The sequence below is a fragment of the Leucobacter faecis genome (assembly GCF_054456695.2).
Genome location: NZ_JBTJER020000001.1, coordinates 342,538 through 357,728 on the forward strand (window position 1 = coordinate 342,538; position 15,191 = coordinate 357,728).

General features: G+C 63.3%; 12 protein-coding genes and 1 pseudogene. 10 read left to right on the forward strand and 3 right to left on the reverse strand.

Annotation, left to right across the window (positions count from 1 at the left end):
- Positions 1-87: 87 nt before the first annotated feature.
- On the forward strand, positions 88-888 hold the full coding sequence (locus tag ACXR2W_RS01580; RefSeq protein ID WP_458812563.1) for an SDR family oxidoreductase: 801 nt from the start codon (positions 88-90) through the stop codon (positions 886-888).
- A 58-nt stretch (positions 889-946) separates the two neighbouring features.
- Here the strand turns inward: ACXR2W_RS01580 and ACXR2W_RS01585 are convergent, their stop codons facing one another.
- Positions 947-2,101, reverse strand: coding sequence for a serine hydrolase domain-containing protein (locus tag ACXR2W_RS01585; RefSeq protein ID WP_458812566.1), 1,155 nt, complete (start codon positions 2,099-2,101; stop codon positions 947-949).
- 40 nt (positions 2,102-2,141) lie between these two features.
- Positions 2,142-2,597 carry a MarR family winged helix-turn-helix transcriptional regulator gene (locus tag ACXR2W_RS01590; protein WP_458812569.1) on the reverse strand — a complete coding sequence of 152 codons (456 nt, stop codon included), beginning with the start codon at positions 2,595-2,597 and terminating at the stop codon, positions 2,142-2,144.
- A gap of 217 nt (positions 2,598-2,814) precedes the next feature.
- Between ACXR2W_RS01590 and ACXR2W_RS01595 the strand changes: the two are divergent.
- Both ACXR2W_RS01595 and ACXR2W_RS01600 read left to right on the forward strand, forming a co-directional pair.
- Positions 2,815-2,880: pseudogene (locus tag ACXR2W_RS01595) on the forward strand (MepB family protein); the annotation flags it as partial.
- Entirely contained in the window at positions 2,858-3,127 is a 270-nt protein-coding gene (locus ACXR2W_RS01600; protein WP_458812636.1) for a MepB family protein, read from the forward strand. The pseudogene ACXR2W_RS01595 and the gene ACXR2W_RS01600, both read left to right, overlap by 23 nt.
- Before the next feature lie 7 nt (positions 3,128-3,134).
- Here the strand turns inward: ACXR2W_RS01600 and ACXR2W_RS01605 are convergent, their stop codons facing one another.
- Complete coding sequence (locus ACXR2W_RS01605) at positions 3,135-3,902, reverse strand: metal-dependent hydrolase (protein ID WP_458812572.1); 768 nt, start codon at positions 3,900-3,902, stop codon at positions 3,135-3,137.
- 117 nt (positions 3,903-4,019) lie between these two features.
- Here ACXR2W_RS01605 and ACXR2W_RS01610 point away from each other — a divergent pair, with 117 nt between their 5' ends.
- From ACXR2W_RS01610 to rapZ, 7 genes are all read left to right on the forward strand, one after another.
- Positions 4,020-4,655 (forward strand): helix-turn-helix domain-containing protein, encoded by a 636-nt coding sequence (locus tag ACXR2W_RS01610; protein ID WP_458812575.1) that lies wholly within the window; start codon positions 4,020-4,022, stop codon positions 4,653-4,655.
- A complete protein-coding gene (locus tag ACXR2W_RS01615; RefSeq protein ID WP_458812578.1) occupies positions 4,655-5,887 on the forward strand; it encodes a HipA domain-containing protein in 1,233 nt (410 codons plus the stop codon). Before ACXR2W_RS01610 ends, ACXR2W_RS01615 begins: the two co-directional genes overlap by 1 nt.
- Positions 5,888-6,118: 231 nt before the next feature.
- Positions 6,119-6,439 (forward strand): hypothetical protein, encoded by a 321-nt coding sequence (locus ACXR2W_RS01620; RefSeq protein WP_458812581.1) that lies wholly within the window; start codon positions 6,119-6,121, stop codon positions 6,437-6,439.
- A gap of 34 nt (positions 6,440-6,473) precedes the next feature.
- On the forward strand, positions 6,474-8,564 hold the full coding sequence (gene uvrB / locus ACXR2W_RS01625; RefSeq protein WP_458812584.1) for an excinuclease ABC subunit UvrB: 2,091 nt from the start codon (positions 6,474-6,476) through the stop codon (positions 8,562-8,564).
- A gap of 940 nt (positions 8,565-9,504) precedes the next feature.
- On the forward strand, positions 9,505-12,354 hold the full coding sequence (gene uvrA / locus ACXR2W_RS01630; RefSeq protein ID WP_458812638.1) for an excinuclease ABC subunit UvrA: 2,850 nt from the start codon (positions 9,505-9,507) through the stop codon (positions 12,352-12,354).
- The gene (gene uvrC, locus ACXR2W_RS01635) at positions 12,351-14,312 is read left to right on the forward strand and encodes an excinuclease ABC subunit UvrC (RefSeq protein ID WP_458812587.1); all 1,962 of its coding nucleotides are present in this window, start codon (positions 12,351-12,353) and stop codon (positions 14,310-14,312) included. Before uvrA ends, uvrC begins: the two co-directional genes overlap by 4 nt.
- Positions 14,309-15,187: an RNase adapter RapZ gene (gene rapZ, locus ACXR2W_RS01640; protein ID WP_458812590.1), complete on the forward strand. Its 879-nt coding sequence runs from the start codon at positions 14,309-14,311 to the stop codon at positions 15,185-15,187. Before uvrC ends, rapZ begins: the two co-directional genes overlap by 4 nt.
- Positions 15,188-15,191 lie beyond the last annotated feature (4 nt).

A 15,191-nucleotide genomic window follows, 5' to 3' on the forward strand; every position in this document is an offset into this window, starting at 1 on the left:
GGTGAGATGCGCTCAGATGGCGGGGGCGTACAGTCGCATGCGTGGGCGGAGCTTGCGCCCAGTCATGTGTAGAAACGGAGCCACACCATGTCGCGTACCTATGTAGTCACCGGAGCAGCCTCAGGAATCGGCGCCACGACAGCCGAAACGCTGCGTGAGCGCGGTCACCGTGTGATCGGGGTCGACCTGAAAGACGTCGAGGTGACGGGTGACCTCTCGACCCCCGCGGGCCGCCTCGCTGCGGCAGCGCAGGCGACCGAGCTTGCGGGCGGCGTCGTGGACGGCGTGATCGCGTGCGCCGGCATTTCAGCCCCGATCGCCAAGACGTGCGCGATCAACTACTTCGGAGTGACCGAGTTCCTTACGGCGATGCTGCCGGCGCTGCGTGCGTCGAAGGCACCTCGCGCCGCGGTGGTCTCATCGATCGCGACCATGCAGCCCGTGTCAGAGGAGCTGCTCGAGGCGCAGCTTTCGGGCGACGAGGAGCGGGCGCTCGAGATTGCGGCCGGCCTTGAAGCTCAGGGCCCGCGCATCGGCTACCAGATGTACTCGACTTCAAAGCGCGGCGTTTCGCGCTGGATCCGACGCGAGTCGATCAGCGAGGCCTGGGCGGGGAGCGGAATTCCCCTCAACGCCGTCGCGCCCGGCGTCGTCATCACGCCCATGACGAAGGAGATGCTGTCGACACCCGAGGGCGCAGCGATGGTTGATGCGACCACGCCGATGCCGCTGAACTACCACCAGCCGGCTCAGACGATCGCCGACCTGCTGATCTGGCTCACGAGCGTCGAGAACTCGCACTGTGCGGGCCAGACGATCTACTGCGATGGCGGCACCGACGCGACACTGCGCGGTGACGACATCTGGTCGTGGAACGACGCGCGGTAGCTGAACCGCGGTAGCTGACCGCGGTCACTGCGCCGCAGTAGCTGAGCAGCTGGGCCTGCTACTTCTGCTCGTCGAGCAGGGGGAGTAGGCCCTTAAAAATATGCGCGGGGGCGTCGGGGTCGTCACCGGTGCCGTTCACCAAGATCGCGACGGTGCGGTCGGTAGCGGCGTCATGCATCACGAGCGACTGAAACCCGAGGCCCGTTCCCGTGTGGCCCAGCCAGCCGCTGATCTCGCCGAGCGCGAACCCGTAGCGGTCGTACGCTGGGCTCGCACTGTCTTCGCCTGTCGGGGCGAGCGACTCGACGCGGGCGCGCCCGCTCGCTTCGCTCACCAGCTCGTCGTCACCGAGCGCGGCGCCCCACGCGGCAAGATCCTGTGCGGTGCCCGTGAGCGCACCCGCTGCCCCAAACCACTCGGGCGCTACCGTGGGCAGCGGCTCCGGATCAGCATCGGCCGTCACATTGAAACCCGTGGCATCGTGAGCGCTCGTTAAGAACCCGTCGGCGACGCTCGATAGCTTGAGCGGATCGAGAATGCGCGTGTTCACCGCGTCAAACCAGGAGCCACCGGTGACGGCCTCGATCACCTGGCCGAGCAGTAGCGTGTTGGTGTTTGAATACTCGTAGCGCGCACCGGGCGCGAAATCTGGTGACGCCGCGTAGGCCCACTCGAGCAGGGTGTCGGTGGGGACTGGATCGGCAGCCCGCGTCGCGAGCGCTTCTTGGAGCGCGGGCAGTGTGGTGTAGTTGGCGAGCCCCGATCGCATGCGACCGAGATCATCGAGGGTAATCTCATCGCCGCCGGGCACACCGGGGACGTACTTTGCGATGGGGTCGCTGAGTGAAAGCGCACCCTCGTCTTGGAGCTGCAAAATGACGGTGCCGATGAACGACTTAGTGATGCTGCGGTAGGCGAAGACGGTGCCGGCTGTCACACGCGCATCGGGGCTGACACCGGCGGTACCCCAGGAATCAGTTATGTCGCCGGAGGGTGTGGTGACGTAGAGCGTGCCGCCAGGGATTCCGGCGGTTACGAGTCCTTCTTCAAACGCCGCGCTGAGCGTAGCGTCGGCGGTTTTGGGCGCCTCCTGGCTGTTCTCGGGCGAGGTGTGCTGAGCGGAGGGCGTTGGTGTCTCAGAAGAGCCGCCCGCGCAGCCAGCCAGGGTGAAGAGGGCCGCGGTGAGACCCGCGGCCAGCACGAACCGTCTCATACGCATATATAAGCAGCTCGCGCGCCGCGCCGCTAGCGTGTTACGACTGCGAGTCTGGCTCGTCGTGGAGTTGCTGCGCGCGACCGTTCATGTGCCAGAACACGGCGTTGAGTCCACGCTCGAACGCGTCACGGTCTTCCGGCGCGACGGCGCCGAGCAGCTCACGGGCGAGCCACTCGCGGCTGGCCTGGACCTGCAGCATGGCGCGCTCGGCTTGTTCGGTGAGCGTTACAAGTACGGCCCGCCGGTCGGTCGGGTGCGGGTTGCGGCGGGCGAATCCGGCCGCCTCGAGCCCGTCGACGAGAGCTGAGACACTGCGCGGAGTGGTGCCCAGAACCTTGGCAAGCTGCTGCTGGGTTGAAGCTCCGCCGTGGTGCAGTACGCGAAGCGCGTGCACGCGGGTTTCAGTGAGGCCTGTGTCGGCAAACACCAGCTGGGTTTCGCGTTCAAACATTGCCTCAACCGCCAAAATACGGTCAAGAATAGTGGGCTCCATGACTGTGACAGTAGCACTTAGTTACAGTGTGGATCTAAACGGCGGGGTGTTCGGGCGGTGCTAGATTCGTGTGGTGTCACTCACTTCATACCCCGCGTTTGCAGCTTTCGTGTCTTCTGGCTTCGAGCTTTCGGCGGTAGACATTCACGTCACCCCCGAGGAGCAAGGAAGTGATTATGAAGCTGGGCTCGCGCACATCGGCCCCGAGCAGTGGCGAGTGCGCACAGCGAGGGTCACGCCGGTGAAGCCGGGCGGGTTTGTTGCCCTATGGCGGCGCGGCGAGCGAGGCGAAACCGAACCGTTCCCGGCGGCGGAGCCGGGGGCCGGGTTGCTCGTGTTTTTGGCAGAGGGGGGGCAGACGTGGCCGGTTTCGATTCACGGCCGAGCACCTGGCGCGGCTCGGCGTTACGAGCGCACCGGGCAGACCGGGCAAGCGAGGTTTTCGCGTATACCCAGCGTGGTGCGCAGGGCTCAATCAGACGGCACGGAAGGCGCAGCTCGCCCAGGCTGAGGCCTGGCAAGAATTCTAGGTAGTTGCTAGTGGGCGCCGATCGCGGAGCTGGCGCTCACGATCACGCTCTCGGTGATGCCCCAGACTGCATAGAGGCCGAGTAAGGAGCCGAGGATCTTTTCGCGCCGTGATCCGGTTTTGCCGAGAATGGGCAGCGCAAGGTAGCCGTTGCGCTTCCAGATGAGACCCAGGCCCGGGGTGCGGCTGATGGCGCGGGGTGCCTTGAACGTCAGAGGCCAGGTCCAGTTCACGCCCTCGGTGGTGAGAAAGTCGCCGACGATGTGGGCGGCGAACCCGACGGTGACGCAGAGTTGAAACCAGCCGGGTTGAAACCAGTCGGCATGCTGCGGCAGTAAGACTGCAAAGGCGGTTGCGGCGAGCACGCCGAGCGCCCACGCGTGCCACCACTTCTTGACGATTCCAATGGTTTTGATTGCGAACGCGAGAAGTGCGGCGATTGCAATCGACCCCGCGACGGCATGGGTTCCGATCCAGCCGCTTAGGTACCAGCAGCCGATCACGGCAAGAAGCGAGTGCATGCCCTTGCGGTGCCCGCCAGTGACTGAGCCCACGAGGGTTGTCGCGGCCCGCCCCGCAATGGGGACGGAGTGGGCGATGGTGGCGCTGTGGTGGTCGGTGTCGGGCAGCAGGGCGGCACCCGCACACACGACTGCACCCGCCGCCAACTGCCACGGCGACATTTCGACGAGGCCGAGAGTGGGGAGGGCGGGGGTGCTGGCAGCGATAGCGACCCAGGCGGCCGCTCCCGAGAGTGCGTGGTTGTAACCCATCATGATGAGTTCAGTGTGGCGGCAAGGTGTGTCGAACTCCTATTCGAACACGCCGCGAGTGTCCTGTGGGCGCAGGGGTCACACTTGACGTTCTCAATATTGCGTGGAACGATAAGTGTTATGTCTACAACCATTGCTGACTTCGCGCGGGGTCGGGGCGTAACGGTTCAGCACGCTCGCAGGCTAGCGCGTACCGGCAAAGTGCCTGCCCACAAGGGAGTAGGGGGAGCCTGGGTTGTTGAGTCGGCTTCTGCGCCTAAGAAGACCCGTCGCCCGCTCGGTGCGAACACTCAAGCCGACCTGGCGCAGTTCTTCCTTACCCGAAGTTTGAGTCACGCGACAGGGATGCGCAAGCAGCGGTTAGCGAGTGTTGTGCGTCAACTGCATCAGTCAAGCAACCCTGCGGCTTTGATTCGTGATTACTTCGATGGGCAAGCATTACCCACGGCTCCTGCTGGGGCGGCAGTTGTGCTCGCGGCTCGTATGCACCTGGACGAAGAAGTGAGGCTGACGATCAGTAGACGGCCGGTGATCCATATTCGCTCGGCTCGAGACTTTGGGCAGCGCATCGTGGACTTTAGGATTCTGCGAGGTGTCTCGTCCGAGGAGCTTGCTGTGCGCATGGGGCTCTCTGCATACGAGGTGCGACAAATCGAGCGGGGAACCTATGAGGCTATGAGCCCACCTATCGCGTGGAGAATCGCGCGCGCTCTCGACATTCCCGTAACAAAAATGAACGTATCTCGGGGGCTCTGATGTCAGAAGTTTTGCATGCTTGGGTTTGTGGGGAACTGATAGGTCGATTTGAACGTGCATCAGGTGCGTTTCAGCGATCGAGGTTTGTTTACAGCTCTGGGTCTGACGCTCGACTGTCTATCTCACTCCCGTATGGCGAAGCGGTCTCGCCCGAGGCGGCAGACAATTTCTTAGAGGCACTGTTGCCTGAAAGTGGAGCTGCTCGCGATGCAATTCAAGCGTCGACCGGCGCGCGAAGTACGTCGTCCTGGGATCTCCTCACGGCGATCGGAGGGGACCTGCCCGGTGGTATCGTGCTGCACTCTGACTTGGTGGGCCCGGTGCAGGGGCAGCCATTCTTGTACGCGGCTACTGAAGATGAGATAGCGGATCGCATTGCTCAGATCCGCCGGGGCGGCACGGGTTTCGCTCGTTCAGGTGTGCCGCCGAGGTTTTCTCTCGCGGGTGCGCAATCCAAGTTCGCGCTCACTCGTACTTCTTTCGGGGACTTTTGGTCGGACGCTTGGACGCCCTCAACGCACATACTCAAGCCGGAGTCGCGTGAACACAGCGGGCTTGAACAGATCGAGTCCGCCACATTGCGTCTAGCTAATCTGTCTGGTGTGGCTGCCCCGAGGTCGGCGCAGGTGGAGTTTGCGGGTGAGACGACCTTTCAGATCACACGCTTTGACCGCTTCGCTGAGTCAGAGGAGTTAGGTCGTCGGATCCACGCCGAAGACATGACCCAAGCACTCGGGGTCTCGCCGGATCAGAAGTACCTGGTCGGGCCTGACGAAATCACCGCGATGTTGCGGCGCGAGACCGGTGACGACGAGCTGGGGTATGAGTTCTATCGGCAGTACGCGTTTAACGCGATCATCGGTAACGCCGACGCGCACGGCAAGAACTACTCGCTGCTGCACCAAGAAGGAAGCATCACCCTGTCACCCCTGTACGACGCCATACCGATCGGCATGTTCCCTGAATACGGCCAGTCACTCGCAATGCCGGTCGGGTACATGGACCACTTCTTGACCATCACGCCCGATGATTGGACCGAATCAGCTGTCGACGCGGGGCTTGACCCAGAAAGGGTCAGGCTTGTTGTGCAAGAGGTCGCTGACGGTGTGCGCGAGCACCTCGACACCACGGTCGGTGCGGTGAGCCACTCTCGCGTCTCGCGGCGAGCGCTAGACGAGATTCTCGAGTCGGCAGACCGGCAAACGGGCGACATCCCCGCGAAGGGCGCCTAGCAAATGAGAACTGTCGTCACTGGGAGAGAGCGCGACGATCGCAGGCCCGCACACGACCAGAGCACCGCGCTCAACCTCCGCGGCCAGTACTGGGCGCGAGTGCTGCTGAGCGTTTTGGCGCTGATCGCTCCCGTCTTTGTTCTGCTGATACTCCGATTCACGTGGAGCAATCGGCTCCCGCTAGAGCTGCCTTCGCACTGGGGCGTGGGCGGCCTCTCGGACTCGGCTGTCTTGAGCGAGAGCCTTTTCGTCAGCTGCGGTGTTGTGGCTTTGGTTGGTCTGCTGATCGCGGTTGTCGGGTACTTTGTGACGGGCCCTGGTGTGCTGGCATCACGGTGGGTGATCGCGCTCGGGGGGTCGATGGTGGCCACCTCGTCTGCCACGTGGATTAGTGCAGCACAGAGCGCCCTTGACCAGCCGGATGCGTTGGGGTTACCCATGGGGGTCGGGGCGTTATATACGATGGCGGGCATTGGTTACGGAGCGTTGCCGGCGCTTCTGCGCCCACGCCGCAACGATATGAGCAAGAACCGCATCAATTCAACGATGTAGCCCCTGCCAGCATGGGCAGAGTAAGCTCAAAAGCATGGAGCCCACACGCAGCGTACGGCCGTTCGAGGTTATCTCTGAGTACGAACCCAGTGGCGACCAGCCCAAAGCGATCGCAGAGCTCGCGCAGCGCATTAATGCCGGCGAGACCGACGTGGTGCTGTTGGGAGCGACCGGAACGGGTAAGTCTGCGACGACGGCGTGGTTGATCGAGCAGGTGCAGCGGCCCACGCTGATTCTCGCGCACAACAAGACGCTCGCGGCGCAGCTCGCGAACGAGTTTCGTGAGCTGATGCCCAACAACTCGGTCGAGTACTTCGTCAGCTATTACGACTACTACCAGCCCGAGGCGTACGTGCCGCAGACCGACACCTTCATTGAGAAGGACTCGTCGGTGAACGCCGAAGTCGAGCGGCTGCGGCACTCGACCACCAACGCGTTGCTGAGTCGTCGCGACACCGTCGTCGTGTCGACCGTCTCGTGCATTTATGGCCTCGGCAAGCCCGAGGAATACTACGAGGCGATGGTGCCGCTCGTCGTCGGCGACCGCCTCGACCGCGATGTGCTGCTGCGCCGCTTCGTCGACATGCAGTACCAGCGCAACGACATTGAGTTCGTGCGCGGCAACTTCCGCGTGCGAGGCGACACGGTCGAGATCATCCCCATGTATGAGGAGCTCGCGATCCGGATCGAGTTTTTCGGCGATGAGATTGAGGCGCTGTACTACCTGCACCCGGTGACGGGTAACGTCGTGAAGCAGGTTGAGACGGTGTCGGTGTTTCCCGGCTCGCACTATGTCGCGAGCCGCGAGGTGATGAACCGGGCGATGGGCACCATTTCTGCCGAGCTCGATGAGCGCACGCGCGAGCTGAAGCAGCAAAATAAGCTCGTGGAAGAGCAGCGGTTACGCATGCGCACCACCTTTGACCTCGAAATGATGGAGCAGATTGGGTTCTGCTCTGGCATCGAGAACTACTCGCGTCACATCGACGGCCGCAAACAAGGGGATGCGCCGCACTGCCTGCTCGACTACTTCCCAGACGACTTCTTGGTCGTGATCGACGAGTCACACGTAACGGTGCCGCAGATCGGGGCCATGTACGAGGGCGACTCGTCGCGCAAACGCACGCTGGTGGATCACGGGTTTCGGCTGCCCAGCGCACTCGATAACCGGCCCCTCAAATTCTCTGAGTTTCAGAACCGGGTGGGCCAGGTCGTGTACCTGTCGGCCACCCCGGGCAAGTACGAGATGGAGCGTGCAGACGGCGTCGTCGAGCAGATCATTCGCCCGACCGGGCTCGTCGACCCCGAGATCATTGTGAAACCCTCCGAGGGACAGATTGATGACCTGCTCGAGGAGGTGCGGGCGCGCGCCGAGCGTGACGAGCGCGTGCTCGTGACCACGCTCACCAAGAAAATGGCGGAGCAGCTCACCACGTTTATGGAAGAGGCGGGCGTGCGCGTGCGCTACCTGCACTCCGACGTCGATACGCTGCGCCGCGTCGAACTGTTGACCGAGCTGCGCGCCGGCGTCTACGACGTGCTCGTCGGCATCAACCTGCTGCGCGAGGGGCTCGACCTGCCCGAGGTGTCGCTCGTCGCGATCCTCGACGCAGACAAAGAAGGCTTCCTGCGTTCGTCGACGTCATTGATTCAAACGATCGGTCGTGCCGCGCGTAACGTCTCGGGCCAGGTGCACATGTACGCCGACAAAATCACACGCTCGATGCGCGAGGCGATCGATGAGACGACGAGGCGCCGCGAGATTCAGGTGGCGTACAACACCGAGCACGGCATCGACCCGCAGCCGCTGCGCAAGAAGATCGGTGACATTACCGAGATGCTGGCGCGCGAGGCCGCCGACACCGAAGATGTGCTCTCGCGCTCGGGCGCGCACGCACAGCGCAAGGGTGGTTCACCGCAGCGCGCCAAGGGCAAGGCGGCGGCACGCGCCGGGGCGATCGCGGGCGAAGGGGCCGAAAAGCTTGAGACGCTCATCTCGGAGCTGACCGAGCAGATGCTGGCCGCGGCCGACGAGCTGAAGTTCGAGCTCGCAGCGCGGCTACGCGACGAGGTGTCAGAACTGAAGCGCGAGCTGCGCAGCATGGACGCGGCGGGGCATCTGTAAGGCGGAAAGTCAACAGCGCTCGCCGCAGGGCACCCGGGGCGAGCGCTGTTGGCATGACCGTAGCGAGTCGCTCACAGGCGCAGGTTTGATGCAGATTCGACCCGTTCTCCACAGATTGCCTAACCCCCCTATGCGCGACTGTCGCGTGAGTCACACTCGGGGCATGTCTGAATCAACCTGTTCACGGGGACGCGCAAACCGGCTGCTTGCTGCGGCGTCACTCACGGACGAGGAGTTTTGGGAGGCCACCGCCTACGTTTCGACCCGGTTTGACCGGCGCAGCGACGACCTCGATATACGCTCCGACGACGGTGCGCCTCAAATTCTGTATGACTGGATGCGGCACGCGCGTTTGCGTGTGCCTGACTTCAGGCTTTGGGCGTCGGCTGCAGTATCGAAGTTTTCTTTAGCTCCGAAATGTGGCTGCACCTGCCAGACGACTGGTGCCGCTTTCACATTTTGCAGGAGAACGGATCACTGCGTTCTGATCCGGCATGGGAGCCCGCGATTGTGAATCTGATCGAGGTAGAACTGTTGCCGCGCGTGCCGATGCTTGAAGAAGATGCTCATGTTGACGACCAGGGTCGAGCGCAAGCGGGCGATGAGGTGTCAGAGGACGATATGACGCTTGCTCTTTGGGTGATACTGCGCATGCTAGAAGTGCGTTCTGACTTGAAGCGGATGTGTCACCACGTCATCGCCAGTGCGCGGTATGCGGTCGATTCTGATACGCGCAGACTTTCCGAGCGCTTGCAGGCTACGAGAAGATCTCAGCAGGGCGGGACGAGTCGAAGTGGCGTGATTGGGGACCGTGCGCAACCGAATAGGAAATATGTTCGACCATTCAGGCCCGGCGGCATAAGATAGAGCGGTGACCTCGCGAAGCACTCAAGCCAGCCCCACTCCCGTTCGTTCCTCTGCCGCGCACGCGCAGATTAGCGTGCAGGGAGCGCGGGTGCACAACCTGCAAAACGTCGACCTTAAGATTCCACGCGACTCGATGGTTGTGTTTACGGGGCTCTCGGGCAGCGGCAAGTCGAGCCTCGCGTTCGACACTATCTTTGCTGAGGGGCAGCGGCGTTACGTCGAGTCCCTCAGCGCCTACGCGCGCCAGTTTCTTGGCCAGGTCGACAGGCCAGACGTCGACTTTATTGAGGGCTTAAGCCCCGCGGTCTCGATCGATCAGAAATCGACCAACCGCAACCCGCGCTCAACGGTCGGCACGATCACCGAGATCTACGACTATATGCGCCTGCTGTGGGCGCGCATCGGCGTGCCCCACTGCGCCCAGTGTGGCGAGAAGATCGCGTCGCAGACCGTGCAGCAGATCGCAGATCAGCTCATGGAACTGCCCGAGCGCACCAGGTTCCAGGTGCTCGCGCCCGTCGTGGTGAAGAAAAAGGGCGAGTTTGTAGAGCTCTTCCAAGAGCTTGCTGCAAGCGGCTACTCGCGCGCGATTGTCGACGGCGAGCTCGTGCAGCTGTCTGACCCGCCCAAGCTCAAGAAGCAGGTCAAGCACGAGATCTCGGTCGTGATCGACCGGCTCGTCGCGGGCCCCGACGTGCTCGGCCGCCTCACTGACTCCCTCGAAACCGCGCTGAAACTGGCGGGCGGCATCGTCACGATCGACTATGTCGATCTCGATGCCAAGGCTCCGGATCGCACGCAGCAGTACTCCGAGCACCTGTCGTGCCCCAACCAGCACCCTGTGCAGCTCACCGAAATCGAGCCGCGCACGTTCTCGTTCAACGCTCCGTTTGGCGCGTGCGGCACCTGCTCGGGCCTCGGCACCAGCATGTCAGTGGACGAAGACCTGGTGCTGGGGGACCCCGAGCTCGCGATCACCGAGGGCGTGATCGTGCCGTGGACGAGCCAGGGCAAGAGCCTGTACCAGTACTACGAGAAGCTACTCGTGGGGCTCTCGAACGACCTAGAATTTTCGCTCGATACGCCGTGGAGCGAGCTGCCCGAAGACGTAACGCAGGCCGTGCTCTACGGCAACAACTTCAAGGTGAACGTGCGGTGGAAGAACCGCTTTGGTCGCGAGGTGAAGTATAGCTCGGGCTTCGAGGGCGTGATCCCGTTCATTGAGCGGCAGTACGCCGAAGCCGAGAGTGACACGAAGCGTGACAGATGGCGCGAGTTTCTGCGCGAGGTGCCGTGCCACGCCTGCCACGGCCAGCGGCTCAAACCCGAGGTGCTTGCGGTTACCGTCAACGACGAGTCGATCGCGCAGGTCGGCGAGTTCAGCCTCGAAAACGCGAAGCGCTTCTTTGACGAGGTCACGCTCACCGAGCGGGAAGCGAAGATCGCCGCACAGGTGCTGCGCGAGATCCGGCTTCGCTTTGACTTCTTGATCGAGGTGGGCCTCGGCTACCTGACCCTTGCCCGCGGTGCGGGCACGCTGTCGGGCGGCGAAGCGCAGCGTATTCGCCTGGCTACCCAGATCGGATCGGGCCTCACCGGCGTGCTCTACGTGCTCGACGAGCCCTCTATCGGCCTGCACCAGCGTGACAATCGGCGCCTCATCGAAACCCTCATTAAGCTGCGCGACCTCGGCAACACCCTGATCGTGGTTGAGCATGATGAAGAAACGATTGAGGCGGCCGACTGGATCGTCGACATTGGGCCGGGGGCCGGTGTCGAGGGCGGCACGGTCGTGCACTCGGGGGAGTACGCCGAGCTGCTCGATAACACGCGCTCGATCACCGCTGATTACCTGTCTGGTAGGCGCGAGATCGAGACGCCGAAGAAGCGACGTAAACGTGACAAGCAGCGCGAACTCAAAGTTGTGGGTGCTCGCTCCAACAACCTGCAGAGCGTCGACGCCGTGTTTCCGCTGGGCATCATGACGGCAGTGACGGGGGTGTCTGGCTCGGGCAAATCGACGCTCGTCAACGACATTCTCTACCGCGTGCTCGCCAACCAGCTCAACGGTGCACGGCTCGTGCCTGGCAAACACACGCGCGTCACCGGACTCGACCACCTCGACAAGGTCGTGCATGTCGACCAGGCTCCCATCGGGCGCACCCCGCGCTCGAACCCCGCGACCTACACGGGCGTATTTGACAAGATCCGCAACCTCTTTGCAGAGACCCCCGAGGCGAAGACCCGCGGCTACCTGCCAGGTCGCTTCAGCTTCAACGTGAAGGGCGGCCGGTGCGAGGCATGCTCGGGCGACGGCACCCTCAAGATCGAGATGAACTTTCTGCCCGACGTGTATGTGGCGTGCGAGTCGTGCGGCGGCAAGCGCTATAACCGCGAGACCCTGCAGGTGCGATACAAGGGTAAGAACATCTCTGAAGTGCTCGACATGCCCATCGCGGAGGCCGAGAAGTTCTTTGAGCCGATCTCATCGATTCACCGTTTCATGAAGACGCTCGTTGACGTGGGGCTCGGTTATGTGCGCCTTGGGCAGAGCGCGACGACGCTCTCGGGCGGTGAAGCGCAGCGCGTAAAGCTCGCCACCGAGCTGCAGAAGCGCTCGAACGGTCGCAGCATCTATGTGCTCGACGAGCCCACGACGGGCCTGCACTTCGAAGACGTACGCAAGCTGCTGCTTGTGCTCAATGGTCTGGTTGACAAGGGCAACACGGTCATCACCATCGAGCACAACCTCGACGTGATCCGCAGCGCTGACTGGGTCATTGACCTCGGCCCCGAGGGCGGCTCGGGCGGCGGCATGATCATCGCTGAGGGCACACCAGAGCAGCTCGCGAAGCACCCCGAAAGCCACACCGGCAGGTTCTTGGCAGAGGTGCTGCACGGGCGGGCGAAAGCGTCGGCGTGAGCGACGCTCCCGCGACCGGTATTTTTGGGCAGATCGACCGGCGTCACGAGTTTCGCCCTGCCCAGGGTGAGATTCCCGTTAGCCCGGGGGTCTACCGGTTCAGTGACCGTCACGGTCGTGTGCTGTATATCGGCAAGGCCAAGAACCTGCGCGCGCGCCTGTCGAACTACTTTCAGCCGCTGCATGCGCTGCAGCCGCGCACCCAGCGCATGTTGGCGCTCGCGGCGCGCGTGGACTGGACAGTCGTCGCTACCGACACCGAGTCGCTCGTGCTCGAGCACACCTGGATCACCGAGTTTAAGCCGCCGTTCAACGTGCAGTTTAAAGACGATAAGACGTACCCCTACCTCGCGGTGACGCTGCGCGAGGAGGCCCCCCGGCTGATCATTACCCGCAACGAGAAAATCAGAGGTGCGCGCTATTTCGGGCCGTACCCCAAGGTGTGGGCGCTCAAAGAGACGACGGCGCTGTTGCAGCAGGCGTTTCCCATTCGTACCTGCAACGACGCCGACTACAAGCGCGCCATGCGCTCAGGAAAACCCTGTCTCGCCGGGCAAATCGGCCGCTGCGCGGGCCCCTGCTCGCAGCTCACCACGATCGAAGAGCACCGTGCCCGGGTCGAAGAACTCGTCGCCTTCTTGAACGGCGGCGACCAAAGCCACCTGCGAGTGCTGCAGCGCAGCATGCGCGACGCTGCGGCCGAACAGCGCTACGAAGATGCGGCGCGCCTGCGCGACCAGGCGAGCGCGGTCGAGCACGTGCTCGAAAAGAACGCGATCGTGCTCGCGCACGACGTGAACGTCGACGTGTTTGGGCTGCGCTCAGACGAACTGGCGGCTGCCGCGCACCAGTTCATCGTGCGCGGCGGCCGGATCCGGGGCGAACGCAGCTGGATCGTCGATGTCGAGCTCGATGATTCGCCCGCGACGCTGCTTGAACAGGTGATCCAGTCGGCCTATGACGGCGACCGGGTGCCGCCCGCGCAGGTGCTCGTGCCGCGAGGGCCCGCGAACCAGCCCGAGCTCGAGGCGGTGCTCAGCGCACGCAGGCCTCGCGGTGGCAGAGTGAGCGTGCACGTGCCCGAGCGCGGTGACAAAGCGCAGCTGCTCGAACGCGCGGTGCTCAACGCGGGGGAGCACCTCATTCGGTACAAGCTGAAGCGTGCGGCCGATATTACGGCCCGCACCGACGCGCTCGCAGAGTTGCAGCAGGCACTCGATATGACCGAACCGCCGCTGCGCATTGAGTGCATCGACGTATCGCACCTGCAGGGCACGGGAGTCGTGGCTTCGCTCGTGGTGTTTGAAGACGGGCTGCCCGCAAAGGGCGCCTATCGCAAGTACCGCATCGAAGAAACGACCGACGACACTGACTCGATCTATCAGGTGGTCTCGCGCCGGGCCGCGCAGCTGAACCAGGCTCGTGAGGCGGGAGAAGCGCCCACCGGAATCTATCGTGACAGGCCGCAGCTGCTCATCGTCGACGGTGGCGAACCGCAGGTCAAAGCCGCCGCCCGCGCGCTCGCAGAAGCCGGCGTCGATGATGTTGCGCTGTGCGGTATCGCGAAGCGCCTCGAAGAGGTGTGGTTGCCCGCCGATCCGTTCCCCGTGATCCTGCCGCGCACGAGCGAGGCGCTGTTTCTTGTGCAGCGCGTGCGTGACGAAGCGCACCGCTTCGCCATCACCTTCCAGCGGCAGCGCCGCAGTACCGCGATCACCAGTCAGCTCGCCGAGGTGCCGGGGCTCGGGCCCAAACGGGTGGCAGCACTGCTCAAACACTTTGGGTCAGTTGCCCGACTGCGCGCCGCTTCACGCGAAGAACTGGGCTCCGTGCCGGGCCTCGGACAAGCGCTTGCAGATGCAGTTCTTAGCCACCTGAGTGAAACCGGCGCGCGCGACGGCGCAGCTGACGCTAAGATTGACGAAGCATTAGAAACGAACGAGGGAGGTGCTGAGTGAACGAGACGGTCTCAAAACAGGAGATTCTTATCGTCACCGGCATGTCTGGTGCCGGTCGCAGCACCGTCGCCAACACCCTTGAGGACCTGGGCTGGTACGTCGTAGACAACCTCCCGCTGGCCATGTTGAAGACGCTCGCAGACATGGCCGACCGCTCAGGAGGTGCGCTACCGCGCATTGTGGCGGTCATTGACGTGCGTGGCCGCGACCTGTTTGCAGATATTCAAGCGACCGTGACGCAGCTGCGTGAGTCCGCCACCGTGCGCGTCGTGTTTCTCGACGCGACAGACGAGATACTCGTACGCCGCTATGAGGCCGTGCGCAGGCCCCACCCGCTGCAGGGTGAATCGGGCAGCCTGCTCGAGGGAATCCGTCTCGAGCGTGAGCGGCTGCAAGAGCTGCGTGCGTCGAGTGATGTTGTGATCGACACGTCACGTTACAACGTGCACGATCTGTCGACGGCCACGCGCGAACTCTTCTCAGACGAAGATACGCCGGGCCTGCAGCTGTCGGTCGTGAGCTTCGGCTTCAAGTATGGTGCTCCCACCGACGTCGACCTGATGGCCGACATGCGCTTTCTGCCCAATCCTTTCTGGGAGCCCGACCTGCGGGCGCTAACCGGCGTTGATGCCGAGGTGAAAGACTATGTACTCAGTCGCGATGGCGCGGCAGAGTTCCTCGACCACTACGTCGCGGCGCTCACGCCAGTTCTCGCGGGATTCCAGCGCGAAAACAAAAGGCATGCGTCGCTCGCAGTCGGCTGTACCGGCGGTAAGCACCGTTCGGTGGCGACGGCCCGTGAATTAGCGGATCGCCTCGCCGGGCTTCCGGGCGTCAGCGTGAGTCTGCGTCACCGCGACCTCGGTCGCGAATAAGACG